Source organism: Pseudomonas jessenii, from assembly GCF_002236115.1.
GTDB classification, from domain to species: domain Bacteria; phylum Pseudomonadota; class Gammaproteobacteria; order Pseudomonadales; family Pseudomonadaceae; genus Aquipseudomonas; species Aquipseudomonas jessenii.
Window position 1 is genome coordinate 69,414 of sequence record NZ_NIWT01000005.1, and the last position, 19,591, is coordinate 89,004.

Below are 19,591 nucleotides of genomic sequence, written 5' to 3' on the forward strand. Positions count from 1 at the left end.
TAGCATTGGCACTTCACTGTTCTGGAAGTGCCCATGCCCGCGCTGAATCACCCTCGCCCCCACACTGAAACCCTGGCCAATGGCCTGCAGGTGACGCTGCGTCATGCCCCGAATTTGAAGCGTTGCGCAGCAGCGTTGCGGGTGGCCGCGGGCAGCCATGATGTGCCGCTGGCGTGGCCCGGCCTGGCGCATTTTCTTGAGCATCTGCTGTTTCTGGGCACTGAGCGTTTTCCCGCCGGGCAAGGGTTGATGGCCTACGTCCAGAGTCATGGCGGCCAGGTAAACGCACGGACCAGCGAACGCACCACGGACTACTTTTTCGAACTGCCACCCCAGGCGTTTGCCGGTGGGCTGGAGCGTCTGTCAGACATGCTCGCCCATCCACGTATGAATCCGGACGACCAGCAGCGGGAACGGGAAGTGCTGCAGGCAGAGTTTGTCGCCTGGTCGCAGGATGCCAAGGCGCAGCAGCAATTTGCGCTGTTCAATGGCCTGGCCGAGGCTCATCCACTACGGGGTTTTCATGCCGGCAATCGCGACAGTCTGCCACTGCAACAACCCGAGTTTCAGCAGGCGCTGCAGGATTTTTATCAGCGGTTTTACCAGACCGGGCAAATGACCTTGAGCCTGGCCGGGCCACAGAGCCTCGTTGAGTTGAAGGCAATGGCCGAAGCCTTTGGCAGTGTCATTGCCAAAGGCCAGACAGCCACTCAACAGCCCCCAGTACCGCTGATGGACGCCTCAACCAACAGTTATCAACAGGCTGGCGAGCGACGCCTGGATCTGCTGTTTGCCCTTGAAGTGCTGCCCGATTTCTCTGCCGATGCGTTGGCGTTCCTGTGCCACTGGCTGAACCTGGCAAAACCCGACGGCTTAATGGCGGACCTGCGCGAGCGCGGGCTGGCCGATCACCTCAAAGCCCAGCCGCTGTACCAGTTCGCCGGGCAAGCCTTGCTGCATATCGAATTCACCCTGCCCACCGCAGACCCGGCTTCAGGCATCCACGAATACTTGATGGACTGGCTCGGTTTCTTTGCCGCGCAAGACTGGAGCCGATTGCGCGAAGAGTACGCCACCCTGCTCCAGCGCCAGCAGCAAGTCAGCGGCGCCTTGCAACTGGCCCGACTGGACAGCGAACAACGCGAAGTCGGGTTATCCGAGCCGGGTGTTACCGCCCTCAAGCAAATCCTTCAACAAATCGGCGCTGTGGATAACTTCAGCGGCCCATGGCAATTGCCGGCACCCAACCCGTTCTTGTGCTCCGAAGCACCGGCAGCCAACGCCGGATTGATTCGCGGCCAGACCAGCGCCCACCGAGGCCTGCGCACTTTTGCCCAGGACCGTTCGCGCAGCCGTCGTGAACGTTCGCCGATGCAATTCAGCCAGGCATGGCCGGACAACGGTGCTGAAGGCGCGATTTATCTGCGCTGGCGTCTGGACTCGGCTCCCGGTAGCCACCTTCAATCACGGCTGGAAAACCACCTGCAACCGTTGCGCGAAGACGCGCACCAGGCCGGTGTGGAATTTTCCTTCAGTGCATCGGGCAACGAATGGCTGCTCAAACTGAACGGGCTACAGGAGCCGATGCCCAGCGTCCTGGAGCATGTGCTGAAAGAACTGACAAAACCTGACGCCGCTGTCTCACAAGCCGAATCGACGAGCGTTGCGCCAATACCGATTCGACAACTGCTCAACGCATTACCCGAATACTGCCTCGGGCAGTCCGCGAACTCGGATGACGTGCAGCCACTCTGGTCGAGTGCGCGATGGGATGGGCTGGCCATCGGGTTATCGGCTCAGACACAAGCGGCCATGGGCCTGGCCTTGAGCCGCATACCCGGCACGCCGGACAATCAACTGACGCCGCCCTCTTCGATCCTTGCTCGGCATCTGTGGAGCACTGTCGATACCGCCTCCAGCGAGCACGCGTTGCTGCTGTTCTGTCCTGCAGCCACCCAGGAAATGGCCGACGAAGCCGAGTGGCGTTTGCTCGCGCATGTCTGCCAGACACCGTTTTACCAACGCCTGCGGGTGGAGTTGCAACTCGGCTATGCGGTGTTCAGCGCCCTGCGGCAGATTCACGGGCAAACCGGGATGCTGTTCGGCGTGCAATCGCCAAGCGTTGCACCTGTGGAGCTGCTGCAACACATCGAGCAATTCCTGAATCGATTGCCGGAACTGATCAACGCACTCGACGACACCACCTTCAATGCTCAACGCCAGGCCCTGGCGGATCAGTTTTGCAGCGCTGCGCTCACCACGGCTCAAGCGGCCGAATTGCTCTGGCAAAGCAAACTGGCCGGCCGCTCGTCGGATTATCTGACGCACTTGCCCGAGGCGATTGTGCACATTGACCGGACCGGTCTACTGGCTGCGGCCCAACGCCTGAATCAGGCCGAAGGCGGCTGGCTGTGCCTTGCCAACAGCGTTACCCCAGGCGCGCCATGGCAAGCGGCAAAATGATCATTACCGGGGCTGCAAGGAGCTTTCTCAAAGTTTCACGGGCAATTTCTTTGAAATTTTGAGTAACATAGCAACCTAACTATCTGGAACCTCTCTGATTTGAGGTGGACTATACCTATAGATAGCGCTGTCCTACCCTACCTGAAGGAGTTCAATTTATGGCCTGGACCAAACCGGCTTACACCGACCTGCGTATTGGCTTTGAAGTCACCATGTACTTCGCAAGCCGCTAATCTCAGCTTTGGCAGAGATGCAGCACAACGCCTCGGTTATCCGAGGCGTTTTATTTTCAGCGTTGAAATGATGGAGCGTCCATGTTTGTCCAGATTCTAGGTTCCGCTGCCGGCGGCGGCTTCCCCCAGTGGAACTGCAACTGCGTGAACTGCGCGGGCTTTCGCGACGGCAGCCTGCGGGCCAAGGCGCGGACGCAATCGTCCATCGCGATTTCCGATGACGGCGTGAACTGGGTGCTGTGCAACACCTCCCCGGACATCCGCGCCCAACTCCAGGGCTTCGCCCCGATGCAGCCGGGCCGCGCCCTGCGTGATACCGGGATCGGCGCAATCATCCTGATGGACAGCCAGATCGACCACACCACCGGCCTGCTCATGTTGCGCGAAGGGTGCCCGCATCAGGTCTGGTGCACCGACATGGTCCATGAAGACCTGAGCACCGGGTTTCCGCTGTTCACCATGCTCAACCACTGGAATGGCGGGCTGACCTGGAATCGCATCGAACTCGACCAGAGCTTCAGCGTACCGGCATGCCCGAACCTGCGCTTCACCCCGCTGCCGTTGCGCAGTGCCGCGCCGCCGTACTCACCACACCGCTTCGACCCCCATCCGGGCGACAACATCGGCCTGATCGTCGAAGACCTCAACACCGGCGGCAAACTGTTCTACGCACCGGGCCTGGGCAAGGTGGATGAAGGGCTTCTGGAAATCATGGCCGGCAGCGATTGCCTGCTGGTCGATGGAACGTTGTGGGATGACGATGAAATGCAGCGTCGCGGCGTCGGCACCCGCACCGGTCGCGAGATGGGACACCTGGCGCAGAGCGGCCCCGGTGGCATGCTCGAAGTGCTTGAGCAATTGCCCAACCAGCGCAAAGTACTTATCCACATCAACAACACCAACCCGATTCTCGATGAAGACTCGCCAGAACGCGCGGAACTGGATCGGCGTCAGGTTGAAGTGGCGTATGACGGTATGAGTATTGTGCTGTAGCGGATGGCCCTATCGCGAGCAAGCTCGCTCCCACAGTTGACCGCATTCCCCTGTGGGAGCGAGCTTGCTCGCGATGAGGCCGGCAGCAGCAACACATATCCTGGTTGTTCCCCGGAGAACCGCAATGACTGACACCCCGATGTCCCCCGCCGAATTCGAAGCGGCTCTGCGCGCCAAGGGCGCCTACTACCACATCCATCACCCCTATCACGTGGCGATGTACGAAGGCCGGGCCACCCGCGAACAGATACAGGGCTGGGTCGCCAACCGTTTCTACTATCAGGTGAACATCCCCCTGAAGGACGCGGCCATTCTGGCTAACTGCCCGGACCGCGAGATCCGCCGCGAGTGGATTCAACGCCTGCTGGACCACGACGGTGCGCCCGGTGAAGACGGCGGCATCGAAGCCTGGCTGCGCCTGGGCCAGGCCGTGGGCCTCGACCCGGACCAACTGCGTTCACAGGAGCTGGTACTGCCCGGCGTGCGCTTCGCCGTGGACGCCTATGTCAATTTCGCCCGCCGCGCCAGTTGGCAGGAAGCCGCGAGCAGCTCGCTGACCGAACTGTTCGCCCCGCAGATCCACCAATCGCGCCTGGACAGTTGGCCCCAGCACTACCCATGGATCGACCCGGCCGGCTACGAGTATTTCCGCACGCGCCTGGGCCAGGCACGGCGTGATGTCGAGCATGGTCTGGCGATCACGTTGCAGCACTACACCACCCGTGAAGGCCAGGAGCGCATGCTGGAAATTCTCCAGTTCAAACTGGACATTCTTTGGAGCATGCTTGATGCCATGAGCATGGCCTACGAACTGAAACGCCCGCCGTATCACAGCGTGACCGGGGAACGGGTCTGGCACAAAGGAATCACCTTATGAGTTTCGATCGCAGCAAGACCCCGACCTGGCGTCCCGGCTACCGCTTCCAGTACGAACCGGCGCAAAAAGGCCACGTGCTGCTGTACCCGGAAGGCATGATCAAGCTCAACGAGAGTGCCGCGCTGATCGGCGGTTTGATTGATGGTGAACGGGATGTCGCGGCCATCATCAATGAGCTCGACCGACAGTTTCCCGGCGTGCCCGAACTCGGAGACGACATCGAGCAATTCATGGAGGTTGCCCGTGCGCAGCACTGGATCGAACTTGCCTGATTCATCAAGGCAAGTACCGCCCAAACCCGAGGTCGGCTTGCCGCTGTGGCTGCTCGCCGAGCTGACTTATCGCTGCCCGCTGCAATGCCCATACTGCTCCAATCCGCTGGATTTCGCCGAGCAAGGCAAAGAGCTGAGCACCGAGCAGTGGATCAAGGTGTTTCGTGAAGCGCGGGAAATGGGCGCCGCGCAGCTTGGCTTTTCCGGTGGCGAACCGCTGGTGCGTCAGGACCTCGCAGAGCTGATCGTTGAAGCGCGCAAGCTGGGTTTCTATACCAACCTGATCACCTCCGGCATCGGCCTGACCGAACAGAAAATCAGCGACTTCAAGAAGGCCGGCCTCGATCACATCCAGATCAGCTTCCAGGCCAGTGACGAGCAGGTGAACAATCTGCTGGCCGGCTCGAAAAAGGCCTTCGCGCAGAAACTGGAAATGGCCCGGGCGGTGAAGGCCCACGGTTATCCGATGGTGCTGAACTTCGTCACCCATCGGCACAATATCGACCAGATCGACCGCATCATCGAGTTGTGCATCGCACTGGAAGCGGACTTCGTCGAGCTCGCCACCTGCCAGTTCTACGGCTGGGCGCAACTCAATCGCGTTGGGCTTTTGCCGACCAGGGAGCAATTGGTGCGCGCCGAACGCATCACCAACGAATACCGCGCAAAACTGGAAGCCGAAGGGCATCCGTGCAAGCTGATTTTCGTCACGCCGGACTATTACGAAGAACGCCCGAAAGCCTGCATGAACGGCTGGGGCAGTATTTTCCTGACGGTCACGCCAGACGGAACCGCCCTGCCCTGTCACGGTGCCCGACAGATGCCGGTGCAGTTTCCCAACGTGCGCGACCACAGCATGCAGCACATCTGGTACGACTCGTTCGGTTTCAACCGCTTTCGCGGGTACGACTGGATGCCCGAACCGTGCCGCTCCTGTGACGAGAAAGAAAAAGACTTCGGCGGCTGCCGCTGCCAGGCGTTCATGCTCACCGGCGATGCAAGCAATGCCGACCCGGTATGCAGCAAGTCGCCACAACACGGCGTGATCCTCAAGGCTCGCGAAGAAGCCGGGCACGCGACCCAGACCATCGACCAACTGGCCTTTCGCAATGAACGAAACTCACGCCTCATCGCCAAAAGCTGAACCTTTCAGCGCTGCCAAAGCCGTGGCCGCCGGTATCGACTTTGCCGAACTGCAGGTCGGTCGACAGGGCCTGTTCTGGAACGAATACCGCCCCGAAGACGCTGCGTGCCGGATCTGGCATTGGCGTGACGGCGCAGCGAAATGCCTGACACCACCAGAGTTCAGCGTGCGCAGTCGGGTGTACGAATATGGCGGTGGAGCGTTTTGTCTGACGGACGATGGAATCGTTTTCGTCAATGAGGCCGACCAGCAGTTGTATCGGCAATCACTGCAAGACGAAGCGCCCGAAAGGCTGACGTCCGGAGCGTGCCGTTATGGCGATCTGCAGTTCGCCAACGGGCAAGTGCTGGCGGTCGAGGAGCACCGCGATCAACACCGATTGGTGGCGATCGATCTGTTGGATGGCGCACGTCACTTGCTGGCCGAGGGTGCTGATTTCTACGCGGCACCGACGCTGAGCCCTGATGCCCGGCGCCTGGCCTGGATCGAGTGGAGTCGCCCGGATCAGCCATGGACAGCGACCCGCTTGATGGTTGCCGAGCGCCTCGCCAACGGCGGCTTTGCCGAGGCCCGTTGTGTGGCGGGCGACGGCATTCAAGAGTCTGTGCAGCAACCGCGGTTTGATGCCGGCGGTCGCCTGTATTGCCTGACGGATCGCGCGGGTTACTGGCAGCCATGGAAAGAGTCTGAAAAAGGCCTGAGCCCATTGCCAAGTGCCAGCGCCGACCATGGCCCCGCGCCCTGGCAACTCGGCGGCAGCACCTGGTTGCCGCTGAGCGACAACAGTTATCTGGCCAGTTGGACCGAGGGCGGGTTTGGCCGACTGGGCATAGGCGGCGACTTCAGCGCCGACTTTACCGGCGACTACAGCCGCTTCCGCCATCTCGCCGTGGATGAGCAGTTCATCTATTGCATCGCGGCGTCGCCCGTCAGTTCAGCCGCCGTCATCGCCATCGACCGTCAGAGCCGGCAAGTGCAAGTGCTGGCCGGCGGCATCGCACCGCTTGCTCCCGAACAGATCAGCCGCCCGCAAACCTTGCGCTACCCAAGTGGCTCAGGCGAAGCACACGGCTTCTTCTACCCGGCGATGACCGGCGAGGCGAAACCGCCATTGGTGGTGTTCGTCCATGGCGGACCGACTTCGGCGTGTTACCCGATGCTCGATCCGCGTATCCAGTACTGGGCACAGCGGGGCTTCGCCGTGGCTGATCTCAACTATCGCGGCAGCAGCGGTTATGGCCGGGCCTATCGCCAGGCACTGCACCTGGGCTGGGGTGATGTTGATGTGCAAGACGCCTGCGCCGTGGTCAGTTACCTCAAGCAGCGAGGCTTGATCGACGGCGACCAGGCGTTCATTCGCGGCGGCAGCGCTGGCGGCTACACCAGCCTTTGCGCCTTGGCCTTTCACAACGTGTTCCGCGCCGGCGCCAGCCTGTATGGGGTCAGCGACCCGGTGGCGCTGGGGCGCGCGACCCACAAATTCGAAAGCGACTATCTGGATTGGCTGATCGGCGATCCGCAACTGGATGCCGAACGCTACGCCGCCCGCACGCCGCTGCTGCATGCCGGCAACATCCGCGTGCCGATGATCTTCTTTCAAGGAGAACTGGATGCCGTGGTCGTCCCGCAACAGACCCGCGACATGGTCACGGCACTGCAGGACAACGGCATCCTGGTCGAAGCGCATTACTACGCCGATGAACGCCATGGCTTTCGCAAGGCCGGTAACCAGGCCCATGCGCTGGAGCAGGAGTGGTTGTTTTATCGGCGGGTGATGGATTCAGTGGACTGAAGCCTGCGTTCATTACCGAAACGGTGGCGCCTCAATCGCGAGCAGGCTCGCTCCCACAATTAATCGCGTTCCTTTGGGAGAACTCGGTCGAATGTGGGAGCGAGCCTGCTCGCGAAGGCGATCTACCTGCCGACACTCGACTCAGCGCTTGGCAATGATGTACACCGCATGCACGATCCCTGGAATGTAACCGCACAACGTCAGCAGAATATTCAGCCAGAACGCCCCGCCGAATCCTACTTGCAGAAACACACCCAGTGGCGGCAACAGGATGGCGATGATGATGCGAATAAAGTCCATGGGGCAGCTCCTGATTGGGGTGGGCTCGCTCGAGCCCTACAGCTAATCGACCTGTGCCGTTTGTCAGGGTTCAGCCCGATTCCTCAGGCCAGTATCTCCAGACCGTGTTTGCGCACGATACTCAGCAACTTCAACGCCATGCCACTGGGGTGCTTATCCCCTGCTTCCCATTGCTTGACCGTGGAAGCACTGGTGTTCAGGTAGCGCGCGAACACCGGTTGGCTGACATTGTTGCGCTCGCGCAGTGCCTTGATCTCCTGCGCGGGAATCGCATCCGGCACTCTTGCAAGACAGGATTCATCGAACTCACGCATGGTCGCCTTGCTGATTGCACCTATGGCGTACAAGGCACTGGCCGATTCGTGGATCGACTCCGATAGCTCACTTTTGAATTTTTTACTCATTTAGTATCTCCACAAACTCCTTTGCATCCAGCAATTGCTGAATTTCCATTTCGGTCAGTCCACCATATGTCTTGGCCAACTCTCGCAAGTCGAGCAAATGCCTGGGACTGATATTGCTCTGATCTTTTTTTGCGTACAGAAACTGATAGACCCAATGAGCACCGCCCCTGGCCAGGATAATCGAGCGATGGCGGTTGGCATTCAAGCGCTTCTTCCAGACCCCGCCACCCAAATTGTCAGCCTGACCATTGAGCATTTCGGTGAATGCCTCCCTGAGCTCGTCATCACCGATCCAGGCCTTGGCAGCCTGCATTGCGAAGCGCTTTGTCTTGAACAGCCTTGGTGACATGGGCATCCCTTCCATAAAACATACCACTCAGTGGTATAGGAATCAAAACCAACGCGACAGCAACACCGTTTCGCTGGCACCGGCACTCCCTGCCGATGCACGCTAGAAAGCCATTAATGTGTTAACCGCTCAAGCCGAAACTGCCTTTGGAAAAAACCGGCCACAAAAAAACGCCCCACGCCAAAAGTATCGGGCGTGGGGCGTGCGTATTACCGCGAGACGGTTCTGGAATGTGTGCAGGGCGCGTCTGATCAGACGGCAATCCCTTTGCGGCACTGCAATTGTGCGGTTCGCACTCGGGAGAAGGCGCGCGCCAGGCGCAGGAGCATTTCATCGATGTTGGCGTTGCTGACGTTTAGCGCAGGGGTAAAGCGCAGGCAGTCGGGTTGCGGGGCATTGAGCAGCAAGCCTTCGTACAGCGCGGCCTTGACCACCGCGTCAGCGGAGTCGTCCGACAGCGTCAGCCCCCACAGCAGCCCTTGTCCGCGCAACTCGCCGAGACCGTAACGATGGGCCAAACGCCCTAACCCTTCACGCAGGTGTTGACCGGCCTCTGCGACGTGCTTGAGGAAAGCCTTGTCCTGCACGGTATCGAGCACCGAAAGCCCCGCCGCGGTCATCAACGCATTACCGTGATGAGTACCCGCCAACTCGCCAATGTCGAAACAGCAAGCCTTGCCCCGCGCCAGCAGCGCGGCCAATGGCACGCCGCCTCCCAAGCCTTTGCCGAGCACGACGATATCCGCCGTGACGCCGCAGGACTGTTCCGCGAGCAAGGTGCCACAACGGCCGATGCCGGTTTGCACTTCGTCGAAGATCAGCAAAATGCCGAGTTCACGGCACAGGCGTTCAACGCCCTTGAGATAGTGCACGGTGGCCGGGACCACGCCGGCTTCGCTCTGGATCGGCTCAAGCATGATCGCTACGGTCCGTTCATCCACGGCCGCATGCAACGCTGGCAGGTCATTGAACGGAACACGACTGAAGCCTGGCAATTGCGGCTCGAACCGGTTGGCCAATGTCGAACTGTCCGACGCCGAAATCGTCGCCAGGCTCCGGCCGTGGCAACCGTTGTTGGCCACAATGATTCGCGACGCACCGCCGCGATGCCGTTGACCCCATTTACGCGCCAGTTTGATCGCCGCCTCGCAGGCTTCGCTGCCGGTATTGAGCAGGTAGGCCTGGTCACTGCCGGTGCTGGCACACAAATGTTCGGCGAGGCTGAGCATGCTGCGGTTATGCAGACCAAAACCTGGGTTGATCAGCGACTGAGCCTGGGCTGTGATTGCATTGACCAGTACCGAAGGGCTATGACCGAGGCTGTTGGCCCCGCCGCCCTGGGAAAAATCCAGGTACGCACGATCATCGCTGTCCCACAACCATGAACCCTGGCCACGCACAAACACCTGTTTTGGCCGCTCGACACTGGGCATCAAGTACTCGCTGGAAAGGTTAACGCCTTGGGATGGCAGGGAGGCGTCCATGACCAGATCATCAAGACTGGGAGGACTGCGGCGCAGACTGAACAGATTCATCTAAAAAAAAACCTTTTTGAGGTTTTTTGCCTTACCTATGTAAATACCATCGAAGCAAAGGGTATTCATCGCGCTCTGTGGCCCTGTAAGCCCTGTGAATGCGGTTAGACTAGGCTCAGGCGAGGCGTTCAGCCATTTCGATTTCCCAGCATTTTCGATAAGTAATACTTATGGATTTCAAGCAACTGCGTTATTTCGTCGCGGTCTATGAAGAAGGCCACGTGGGCCGGGCCGCCGAGCGCCTGTCCATCTCCCAGCCGGCGCTGTCCCAGCAAATCCGCCACCTCGAGCAAAACCTCGATGTGAGCCTGTTCGAGCGCAGTAGCAAACGCCTGTTGCCGACTCTCGCGGCCCACACGCTGTACAACCATGCCCTGCCTTTGCTCGATGGCCTGCAACGGGCACGGGAAGCGCTCGGCAACTTCAAGGGTCAGGCGCTGCGCACCCTGGCCATCGGTGTATTGCAAACCGTGCACACCAGCCTCGTTCCGCAGATGCTCGAGCGGGTGCGCAAGGCGCAGCCGCATCTGGTGGTGCAGATCTACGAACTGACCGGCCTGGAAATCGAGCGGCGACTGCTCAACGGTTCTCTGGATATCGGCATCAGCTACCTGCCACCCCGCCAGCCTGGCTTGCATGGCGTGATGCTGTACGAAGACGAACTGACCCTGGTCATCCCGGCGGAGCATCCGCTGCGTGAATTCAAGAAGGTGTCCATGAGTCAGGCTGCCGAACTGCCGATGTTGCTGCTGGGCGAAGAGTTTCAGATCAGGCAGATCTGGCAGGCACAGCTGACAAGCCTCGGACGTCGCCCACAGGTGCAAGCCGAATTGAACAACATGGCCGGCATCCTCGACAGCCTGCCCCACACGCGCCTGGCGACGGTACTGCCCGGTCGTTCGCAAAAGACCCATGGCAACCACGAACTGCTGTGGAAACCCCTGAGCGAACCGCGAGTGCCGCTGAAAGTCGGTTTAGTGTGTCGGGATGTGCAACGGCAGCAGGCCTCGCTGGCATTGCTGCGGACATTGCTGGAAGAAGTGATAAATGGCCCGGACGGGCGCTTGAACAGCGCGCAGGCTCTGGATGGGCCAAGCTGAAAACTTTTCTTCAGGCAAAAGAAAACCCCGCCGAAGCGGGGCTTTGCAGACTGTTTCCCTGACATCCATTTCACTCCGCCGTCCTGGCAGAATCCTACGTGTCCCTGTTGTTGCTTTGCGCTTCCTGCGCTACGTCCATGAGAAGTAGATTAGCTCTGGATCCAATTTGCATCTATGGGAGAACAGCAGCACGTTATGTAAGAGAATGCTTACATAACGTTACTTCATCAGAATTGTCCCGCATCCAGCAGGAACAACGATTCGCTGCCGGCCTTCACCGACGCGCTCAACGAGTGAATGCGCGGCAGCAGGCGGGCAAAATAGAAGCGCGCCGTGCCCAGTTTGCTGGCGTAGAAATCGTCTTGCGCTTCCTTGCCGAATGCCGCCTTGGCCATCAGGGCCCACATGTAGGCGTAGGCCACGTAGCCGAACACCTGCAGATACTCGACCGACGCCGCGCCGATTTCGTTCGGATTGCTCTTCGCCCGGTCCAGCAACCACGCGGTCAGTTCATCGAGGGAGGTCACGGCGTCGTTCAGCGGCTTGGTGAACTCCGCGAGATCCGCGCTGGCGGTCGCTGTGAAGTGGCGAATCTCGTCGGCGAACAGGTTGTAGAACGCCCCGCCGCTGCCGACGATCTTGCGCCCGACCAGGTCCAGCGCCTGGATGCCGTTGGTGCCTTCGTAGATCTGGGTGATGCGCACGTCACGCACCAGTTGCTCCTGGCCCCACTCACGGATGTAACCGTGGCCGCCGAAGATCTGCTGGCCGTGTACGGTGGTTTCCAGGCCGAGGTCGGTCAGGAACGCCTTGGCCACCGGGGTCAGCAACGCCACCAGGTCTTCCGCGCGCTTGCGGGTGGCGGCGTCTTCGCTGAACTTGGCGGTGTCCAGTTGCATCGCCACGTAGGTGGAGAACGCACGGCCCCCTTCGTTCGAGGCTTTCATGGTCAGCAGCATGCGCCGCACGTCCGGGTGGACGATGATCGGGTCAGCCACTTTGTCCTTGTTCTGCGCGCCGGTCGGCGAACGGCTTTGCAGACGGTCGCGGGCGTATTCCACGGCGTTCTGGTACGAGCGCTCGCCCGTGGCCAGGCCCTGGATACCGACGCCCAGACGCTCGTAGTTCATCATGGTGAACATCGCCGCCAGGCCCTTGTTCGGCTCGCCGACCAGGTAACCCACGGCTTCATCGAAGTTCATCACGCAGGTAGCGGACGCCTGGATGCCCATCTTGTGTTCGATCGAACCGCAGTTGGCTGGGTTACGTGCGCCCAGGCTGCCATCGGCATTGACCATGAACTTCGGCACCAGGAACAGCGAAATGCCTTTCGGCCCCGCCGGTGCATCCGGCAGCTTGGCCAGCACCAGGTGGATGATGTTTTCGGTCAGGTCGTGTTCGCCACCGGTGATGAAGATCTTGGTGCCGCTGACCTTGTAGGAACCGTCAGCCTGAGGCTCGGCCTTGGTGCGGATGATCCCCAGGTCGGTACCGGCGTGCGGCTCGGTCAGGCACATGGAACCGGCCCAGATGCCGGCGTACATGTTCGGCAGGTACGCGGCTTTCAGTTCTTCGCTGGCGTGGGCGTTGATCGACAGGCAAGCACCGGCGGTCAGCATCGGGTACAGGCCGAACGACAGGCTGGCGGAGTTGACCATTTCCTCGACCTGGGCCGAAACGGCTTTGGGCATGCCCATGCCGCCATAGGACGGATCACCACCGACACCGACCCAGCCGCCTTCAGCGTAGGTCTGATAGGCCTGTGGGAAACCTGCCGGCGTGGTGACGGCACCGTCCGCCCAATGGCAACCTTCTTCGTCAGCGGCACGGCTCAGCGGTGCGATGCTTTTGCTGGTGACTTTGCCGGCTTCTTCCAGGATGGCTTCGACGGTTTCTGCATCGACGGTTTCGGCCAGTGCAGGCAGTTCGGCCCAGAGTTTGGCGACCTCGAAAACTTCATTGAGGACGAAGCGCATATCGCGCAGGGGCGCTTTGTAGTCAGCCATGGCAAACCTCGCAAGATCTATACAGGTGATTCACAGGAAGAGTGTTTTCGTTGGGTCGGAGTGTACCTCAACAACTTTTGCGACACATAGGGTCAACTCATGACCGTTTTGTTATTTTTAGTCATTACCGTAGGCGGGAGTGAACGGATAAAACTGTAGGAGCGAGCTCGCTCGCGAAAAACCCCAAGGCGCCACTGGGCATCTGGTTTTACGCGTTATCGTTCACGACCATCGCGAGCAAGCTCGCTCCTACAGGGTAGGTGTCAGAGCGCAAATAGCTCCGCAGGCAGTTGCATCAGGCAATCGCTACCTGCTTCGACGGCTGCCCGATGAGCGGCAGTGCGCGGCAACAGACGCTTGAAGTAAAACTCGTTGGTCGCCAGTTTGCCCCGGCAGAAATCGCCATCGCCGCTGCCCGCATCGAGCTGCGCCTGAGCCACCAGCGCCATGCGCAACCACAGGTAGCCGAGGATGATGTAACCGCTGTACATCAGGTAATCCACCGACGCAGCACCGACTTCGTCCGGGTTTTTCATCGCCGCCATACCGACCCTGGTGGTCAATTCACCCCACTGCTGGTTCAGTTGATTGAGCTGCGCCACATACCCGGCCAGTTGTGGATGTTCGGCGTTCGCCGCGCAGAACTTGTGGACGATTTTGGTGAAGCCACGCAGCAGTTTGCCCTGGCTGCCGAGTACCTTGCGCCCGAGCAGGTCCAGCGCCTGAATGCCGTTGGTGCCCTCATAGATCGGCGCGATCCGGCAGTCGCGTACCAGTTGCTCCATTCCCCATTCACGAATGAACCCGTGACCGCCAAACACTTGCATGCCGTGGTTGGTCACCTCCAGCCCGGTGTCGGTCATGAAGGCTTTGCAGATTGGCGTGAGGAACGCCAGCAAGTCTTCGGCATCCCGGCGCGCCGTTTCGTCCGGGCTCAGGTGTGCAACGTCGAGCAACTGTGCGGTGAAGTAGGTCAGCGCGCGGTTGCCCTCGTTGAAGGCTTTCATGGTCAGCAACATCCGCCGCACATCGGGGTGCACGATGATCGGGTCGGCGGCCTTTTCCGGCGCTTTCGGGCCGGTCAGCGAGCGCATCTGCAAACGGTCGTTGGCGTATTTGATCGCGCCCTGGAAGCTCGCCTCCCCCAGACACAGCCCTTGCATGCCGGTGCCCAGTCGCGCGTGGTTCATCATGGTGAACATGCAGTTGAGGCCCTTGTTCGGCTCGCCGATCAGGAAGCCCTTGGCCTCGTCGAAGTTCAGCACGCAGGTGGCCGAGGCCTTGATGCCCATTTTGTGTTCGATCGAGCCGCAGGACACGCCGTTGCGCTCGCCCGCTTCCCCCGTCGCATCGGGCAGGTACTTGGGCACGATGAACAGTGAAATGCCCTTGGTTCCGGCCGGTGCGTCCGGCAATTTGGCCAGTACCAGGTGAATGATGTTGGCGCTCATGTCGTGCTCGCCGGCGGAGATGAAGATCTTGCTGCCGGAGATCGCATAGCTGCCATCGGCCGCAGGCACGGCGCGGGTCTTGATGATGCCCAGGTCGGTGCCGCAATGGGCTTCGGTCAGGCACATGGTGCCGGTCCATTGGCCAGCGGTGAGCTTCTTCAAATAGGTCTGCTTTTGCGCCTCGGTTCCATGGGCGTGGATCGCCGACATCGCACCGTGGGTCAGTCCGGGGTACATGCCCCATGAGGTGTTGCTGGAAGCCACCATCTCGCTGATCACCAGACCCAGAGAGATCGGCAACCCTTGACCGCCGTAAACCGGATCCGCCGCCAAGCCATGCCAGCCGCCCTCGACATATTGGGCGAATGCCTGCTTGAAGCCTGCGGGCGTCGTGACCACGCCATTGTCGAAATGGCAGCCTTCTTCATCGCCACTGCGGTTCAGCGGCGACAGTACGTTTTCGCAGAACTTCGCCCCTTCTTCGAGGATCGCATTGACCATGTCCGGGCTGGCATCGGTGGCCCCCAGCGCGGCGTAGTTACTGTGAAAGTCGAAGACGTGGTCGATCAGAAAGCGCATGTCGCGCAAGGGAGCTTTGTACTCGGGCATGGTCATTCTCCGTCGGCAGATTTCTCCAACCTACTGCTGCCGACCACGCCTCACAATCACTTTGCGCTCGCTGAATGCGCCATCATCACTCAACCGTAGCGGCGTCCATGCGCACGGCGCCACGGCGGTTCTGCCCGAACGCCATCACGCAGTTGCGCCCGGCGCCCTTGGCGCTGTAGAGCGCCTGGTCAGCGGACTTGAGCACCTCTTCGGGGGTGCGTTGTTCGATCCGTTCGGCAACGCCGATACTGACCGTCACCGACACACTCGACGCACCGGAACCGGCACGCCGCTGGCGCCCCTGACTATCGTCCTGCGGGCGGTTTTCCTGATTGCGCAGCTGAATGTTGTAAGTGGCGATGGACTCGCGGATGACTTCCAGGTGCGGCATGCACTCTTCGAGGGTCTTGCCTGCAAACACCAGGGCAAATTCCTCGCCGCCATAGCGATACGCCTTACCGCCACCGCCGATTTTCGACAGCTTGCTGGCCACCAGTCGCAGCACCTGGTCGCCGACGTCGTGGCCGTGGGTGTCGTTGAATTTCTTGAAGTGGTCGACGTCGCTCATGGCCAACACGTAGTTGCGCCCCAACCGTTGCATGCGTTCATTCAACGCGCGACGGCCCGGCAGCCCGGTCAGTTCGTCGCGGAACGCCATTTGATAGGCCTCGTGGGCAACGGCGGCTGCGATCATCAGCATCACCTGGCTGCACATGATGTTCAGCGTGAACGGCAGGATGAAGGTTTTCGGCAACATCCAGAACAACCCGAGCAGCCCCACCCATTGCGCGGCATGCAGCGGTCGCGGGTTGCGCCAGTATTGCCAGGCCAGCAACAGGAACGCAGCGATGAACACCGGATAGGACAACTGGATCAGGCTCATCCAGGCGCCATGCAAGGCAGGCCAGCGAATCTCCGACAGCCAGATCAGCAGCGCGTGTGGATAACTTTGCTCAAGCCCCAGCGCCACGCTGCCGACCGCCAACAAGACCGCGAAACGCGCCACCATGTCCTGGAACAGATGGGTGCGTTCCTGCCACGCCGCGAACACGCCAAACAGCAGAGGCAGCAGCAGGCAACACAAATGAAAGACTACCGCGGCGTCGTCACGCACCTTGCCGTTGTCGCGGTAATAGTCGGTCTGGGTGTCGAGCAGGAAGTAGGCGATGTACACCGTGACCATCAGAAACAGTTCACGCTGGCGTCGGTACACCGCGCAATAGGCGCCACCGAGCAACAACACCAGGGTGGGCAGCACGTTGAACAGCGACGTGAAGAAGACGTTCAGATCCTTGATGTAAGCAGCCGCAAGCCCCGCCACCAACAGCAGCAATGACGGCAGGAAATGACTGAAACGTACAGCAGATGAGCGCGGCAAGGGTAAAGCTCCGACCCGTCAAATCAATAGATGGCAATGTGCCAACCACTGTAACGGCAGGACGCCCGAGTTACTGAGTGAATTACTGAGGTATTTTTCAAAGGGCGTTGCAAACATTTTCCACCGCCAACCTTTAAAGCAAAAAAGCCGCTGTTCCCGAAGGAGCAGCGGCTTTTTCAAGCACTTCGCTAAGGCTTAGTAGCCCAGGTCGAAGTTCTCTTCTTTCATGTCCATCAGGTTGTTGGCGCCCGACAGCATGGTTACGACGTGAGTGCGGGTACGCGGCAGGATGCGCTGGAAGTAGAAGCGCGCAGTCTGCAGCTTGGCGGTGTAGAACGCCTCTTCGGAAGTGCCGGCAGCCAGTTTCTCGGCAGCCAGGCGCGCCATGTCGGCCCAGAAGTAGGCCAGGCAGGCGTAACCGGAGTACATCAGGTAGTCCACGGAGGCCGCGCCGACTTCTTCGCGATCTTTCATGGCGGCCATACCGACCTTCATGGTCAGCTCGCCCCATTCCTTGTTCAATGCGGCCAGCGGAGCGACGAACTCTTGAACCGCTTCGTTGCCTTCGTTGGTCTGGCAGAACTTGTGGACGATCTTGGTGAAGCCTTTCAGAGCCTCGCCCTGGGTCATCAGCACTTTACGGCCCAGCAGGTCGAGTGCCTGGATACCGGTGGTGCCTTCGTACAGCATCGAGATACGGCTGTCGCGGACGTTCTGCTCCATGCCCCACTCGGCGATGAAGCCGTGGCCGCCGTAGATCTGCACGCCGTGGTTGGCCGATTCGAAACCGACTTCGGTCATGAAGGCTTTGGCGATTGGAGTCATGAACGCCAACAGTGCGTCGGCTTTCTTCTTCTCTTCTTCGTCCACGCCGTACTTGACGATGTCGACCTGCTTGGCGGTGAAGTAAACCATCGCGCGGTTGCCTTCGGCGAATGCCTTCATGGTCAACAGCATGCGGCGTACGTCAGGGTGCACGATGATCGGGTCAGCGGCTTTGTCCGGCGCTTTCGGGCCAGTCAGCGAGCGCATCTGCAGACGGTCGCGAGCGTATTTCAGGCCGCCCTGGAAACCGACTTCAGCGTGGGCCAGGCCTTGCAGCGCGGTACCCAGACGTGCGGTGTTCATGAAGGTGAACATGCAGTTCAGGCCTTTGTTCGCCGGGCCAATCAGGAAACCGGTAGCGCCGTCGAAGTTCATTACGCAGGTAGCGTTGCCGTGGATGCCCATTTTGTGTTCCAGGGAACCACAGGACACGGCGTTGCGCGCACCGATCGAACCGTCTTCGTTCGGCATGAATTTCGGAACGATGAACAGCGAGATGCCTTTGGTGCCAGCCGGTGCATCCGGCAGGCGAGCCAGCACGATGTGGACGATGTTGTCGGCCATGTCGTGTTCACCGGCCGAGATGAAGATCTTGGTGCCGGAAACTTTGTAGGAACCGTCGGCCTGAGGCTCGGCCTTGGTGCGCAGCATGCCCAGGTCGGTGCCGCAGTGCGGCTCGGTCAGGCACATGGTGCCCGTCCACTCGCCGGAAACCAGCTTGGTCAGGTAAGCCTCTTGCTGCTCAGGGGTGCCGTGCTCGGAGATGGTGTTCATCGCACCGTGCGACAGGCCTGGGTACATGCCCCACGACCAGTTGGACTCGCCAACCATTTCGCTGATGGCCAGACCCAGGGACTCCGGCAGGCCTTGGCCGCCGTGCTCTACGTCGTGAGCCAGGCTTGGCCAGCCACCTTCGACGAATTGCTTGTAGGCTTCCTTGAAGCCAGTCGGGGTCTTAACGCCGGACTCGCTCCAGGTGCAGCCTTCGAGATCGCCCACGCGGTTCAGCGGAGCCAGTACCTGCTCACAAAACTTGGCGCCTTCCTCAAGAATGGCGTCAACCATGTCCGGAGTTGCGTCGGCACAAGCCGGAAGGCTCTGATAGTGCGCTTCGTAACCGAGCAGCTCGTCACGAACGAAGCGAATATCACGCAAGGGGGCCTTGTAGTCAGGCATAGCGATAAACCTCTGCTGATGTAACCGGGAATGAACGACCGCATTGATTTGTTGTTGCGATCAAACAGTTGTTTGAAACATACGTTTACGCCCAAATCTTGTCAAGCGTCGATCTTTTTCCATTCGTCACCGCCGATCAGGCGCATCTGCGCGCAACCGCACGACGGACATTGACCGAGCGAGCCACCATGCAGAAAAGATTAGTTGAGTGAGAAGGACTTACGCAGAAAAACGCCGCGAACAGGCGCGGCGTTGGAGAGACGGATTCAATGAGGATCAGGCGAAAGTATCGATCAGCGTTCCGAGCACTTCGTCGGATGCCTTGGCGACTTTGGCGCCCAGTTCGACCTGAAATTTGCCTTGGGCCATTTCGACCACATTGCTGGCCAGGTCCGATTGCCGGCTGCGATCAACCGATCGCAGACGATCGACCTGCGCCTCGGAGGACTGGCTGGTGACCGAGCGCTCGATCGTCGTGTTGGCGATCTGCCCGGCGGCTTGATCGACACGGTTCTGCCCTGTCTGAAGAGTGCTCAGACCGGCATAAAAAGCGGTGTTTCCTGAGATTTCCAAGGGAGAGCTCGTCCTTTCAAAGGATCAATAGTGCCCATTGAAGCAGAGTGGCCGGTAAAACACTCGACAAAAACACTAATGGCACAGTGCCTTCCCATAGGCAAAGCCCGC

At 60.1% G+C, this 19,591-nt stretch carries 17 protein-coding genes; 8 read left to right on the forward strand and 9 right to left on the reverse strand.

Annotated elements, in window-relative coordinates:
* Positions 1-33: 33 nt before the first annotated feature.
* The 7 genes from pqqF (at position 34) to PSJE_RS17120 (ending at position 7,774) form a co-directional block, all read left to right on the forward strand.
* Positions 34-2,463: a pyrroloquinoline quinone biosynthesis protein PqqF gene (pqqF, locus tag PSJE_RS17090; RefSeq protein ID WP_090451764.1), complete on the forward strand. Its 2,430-nt coding sequence runs from the start codon at positions 34-36 to the stop codon at positions 2,461-2,463.
* Positions 2,464-2,621: 158 nt separating this feature from the next.
* Entirely contained in the window at positions 2,622-2,696 is a 75-nt protein-coding gene (gene pqqA, locus PSJE_RS17095; protein ID WP_003444522.1) for a pyrroloquinoline quinone precursor peptide PqqA, read from the forward strand.
* A gap of 81 nt (positions 2,697-2,777) precedes the next feature.
* On the forward strand, positions 2,778-3,689 hold the full coding sequence (pqqB, locus tag PSJE_RS17100) for a pyrroloquinoline quinone biosynthesis protein PqqB (protein WP_090451766.1): 912 nt from the start codon (positions 2,778-2,780) through the stop codon (positions 3,687-3,689).
* 124 nt (positions 3,690-3,813) lie between these two features.
* Positions 3,814-4,566, forward strand: coding sequence for a pyrroloquinoline-quinone synthase PqqC (gene pqqC / locus PSJE_RS17105; protein ID WP_007993179.1), 753 nt, complete (start codon positions 3,814-3,816; stop codon positions 4,564-4,566).
* The gene (gene pqqD, locus PSJE_RS17110) at positions 4,563-4,838 is read left to right on the forward strand and encodes a pyrroloquinoline quinone biosynthesis peptide chaperone PqqD (RefSeq protein WP_090451769.1); all 276 of its coding nucleotides are present in this window, start codon (positions 4,563-4,565) and stop codon (positions 4,836-4,838) included. The genes pqqC and pqqD overlap by 4 nt, the downstream gene beginning before the upstream one ends.
* Positions 4,810-5,982, forward strand: coding sequence for a pyrroloquinoline quinone biosynthesis protein PqqE (gene pqqE / locus PSJE_RS17115; protein ID WP_090451770.1), 1,173 nt, complete (start codon positions 4,810-4,812; stop codon positions 5,980-5,982). Before pqqD ends, pqqE begins: the two co-directional genes overlap by 29 nt.
* A complete protein-coding gene (locus PSJE_RS17120; protein WP_090451771.1) occupies positions 5,948-7,774 on the forward strand; it encodes a S9 family peptidase in 1,827 nt (608 codons plus the stop codon). The genes pqqE and PSJE_RS17120 overlap by 35 nt, the downstream gene beginning before the upstream one ends.
* Before the next feature lie 141 nt (positions 7,775-7,915).
* Here the strand turns inward: PSJE_RS17120 and PSJE_RS17125 are convergent, their stop codons facing one another.
* The 4 genes from PSJE_RS17125 to PSJE_RS17140 all read right to left on the reverse strand — a co-directional run bounded on the left by PSJE_RS17125 (position 7,916) and on the right by PSJE_RS17140 (position 10,362).
* Positions 7,916-8,074, reverse strand: a complete 159-nt coding sequence (locus PSJE_RS17125) for a YqaE/Pmp3 family membrane protein (protein ID WP_003228885.1) — start codon at positions 8,072-8,074, stop codon at positions 7,916-7,918.
* Positions 8,075-8,157: 83 nt separating this feature from the next.
* Entirely contained in the window at positions 8,158-8,478 is a 321-nt protein-coding gene (locus tag PSJE_RS17130; protein ID WP_046039442.1) for a helix-turn-helix domain-containing protein, read from the reverse strand.
* Positions 8,471-8,827, reverse strand: coding sequence for a type II toxin-antitoxin system RelE/ParE family toxin (locus PSJE_RS17135; protein WP_057713038.1), 357 nt, complete (start codon positions 8,825-8,827; stop codon positions 8,471-8,473). Before PSJE_RS17135 ends, PSJE_RS17130 begins: the two co-directional genes overlap by 8 nt.
* A 251-nt stretch (positions 8,828-9,078) precedes the next feature.
* Complete coding sequence (locus PSJE_RS17140) at positions 9,079-10,362, reverse strand: aspartate aminotransferase family protein (RefSeq protein ID WP_090451773.1); 1,284 nt, start codon at positions 10,360-10,362, stop codon at positions 9,079-9,081.
* A gap of 170 nt (positions 10,363-10,532) precedes the next feature.
* On the opposite strand from PSJE_RS17140, the gene PSJE_RS17145 reads away from it, so the two are divergent.
* A complete protein-coding gene (locus PSJE_RS17145) occupies positions 10,533-11,462 on the forward strand; it encodes a LysR family transcriptional regulator (RefSeq protein ID WP_057713036.1) in 930 nt (309 codons plus the stop codon).
* A 227-nt stretch (positions 11,463-11,689) separates the two neighbouring features.
* On the opposite strand, the gene PSJE_RS17150 is transcribed toward PSJE_RS17145, so the two are convergent.
* The 5 genes from PSJE_RS17150 to PSJE_RS17170 all read right to left on the reverse strand — a co-directional run bounded on the left by PSJE_RS17150 (position 11,690) and on the right by PSJE_RS17170 (position 19,480).
* Positions 11,690-13,468 (reverse strand): acyl-CoA dehydrogenase C-terminal domain-containing protein, encoded by a 1,779-nt coding sequence (locus PSJE_RS17150; protein ID WP_090451775.1) that lies wholly within the window; start codon positions 13,466-13,468, stop codon positions 11,690-11,692.
* A 263-nt stretch (positions 13,469-13,731) separates the two neighbouring features.
* Entirely contained in the window at positions 13,732-15,528 is a 1,797-nt protein-coding gene (locus PSJE_RS17155) for an acyl-CoA dehydrogenase C-terminal domain-containing protein (protein WP_090451777.1), read from the reverse strand.
* A gap of 85 nt (positions 15,529-15,613) precedes the next feature.
* A complete protein-coding gene (locus tag PSJE_RS17160; RefSeq protein ID WP_057713033.1) occupies positions 15,614-16,906 on the reverse strand; it encodes a GGDEF domain-containing protein in 1,293 nt (430 codons plus the stop codon).
* Between the two features lie 195 nt (positions 16,907-17,101).
* Complete coding sequence (locus PSJE_RS17165) at positions 17,102-18,907, reverse strand: phenylacyl-CoA dehydrogenase (RefSeq protein ID WP_057713032.1); 1,806 nt, start codon at positions 18,905-18,907, stop codon at positions 17,102-17,104.
* Between the two features lie 276 nt (positions 18,908-19,183).
* Entirely contained in the window at positions 19,184-19,480 is a 297-nt protein-coding gene (locus tag PSJE_RS17170; protein ID WP_090451779.1) for a pyrroloquinoline quinone biosynthesis protein PqqE, read from the reverse strand.
* Between the last annotated feature and the right edge of the window lie 111 nt (positions 19,481-19,591).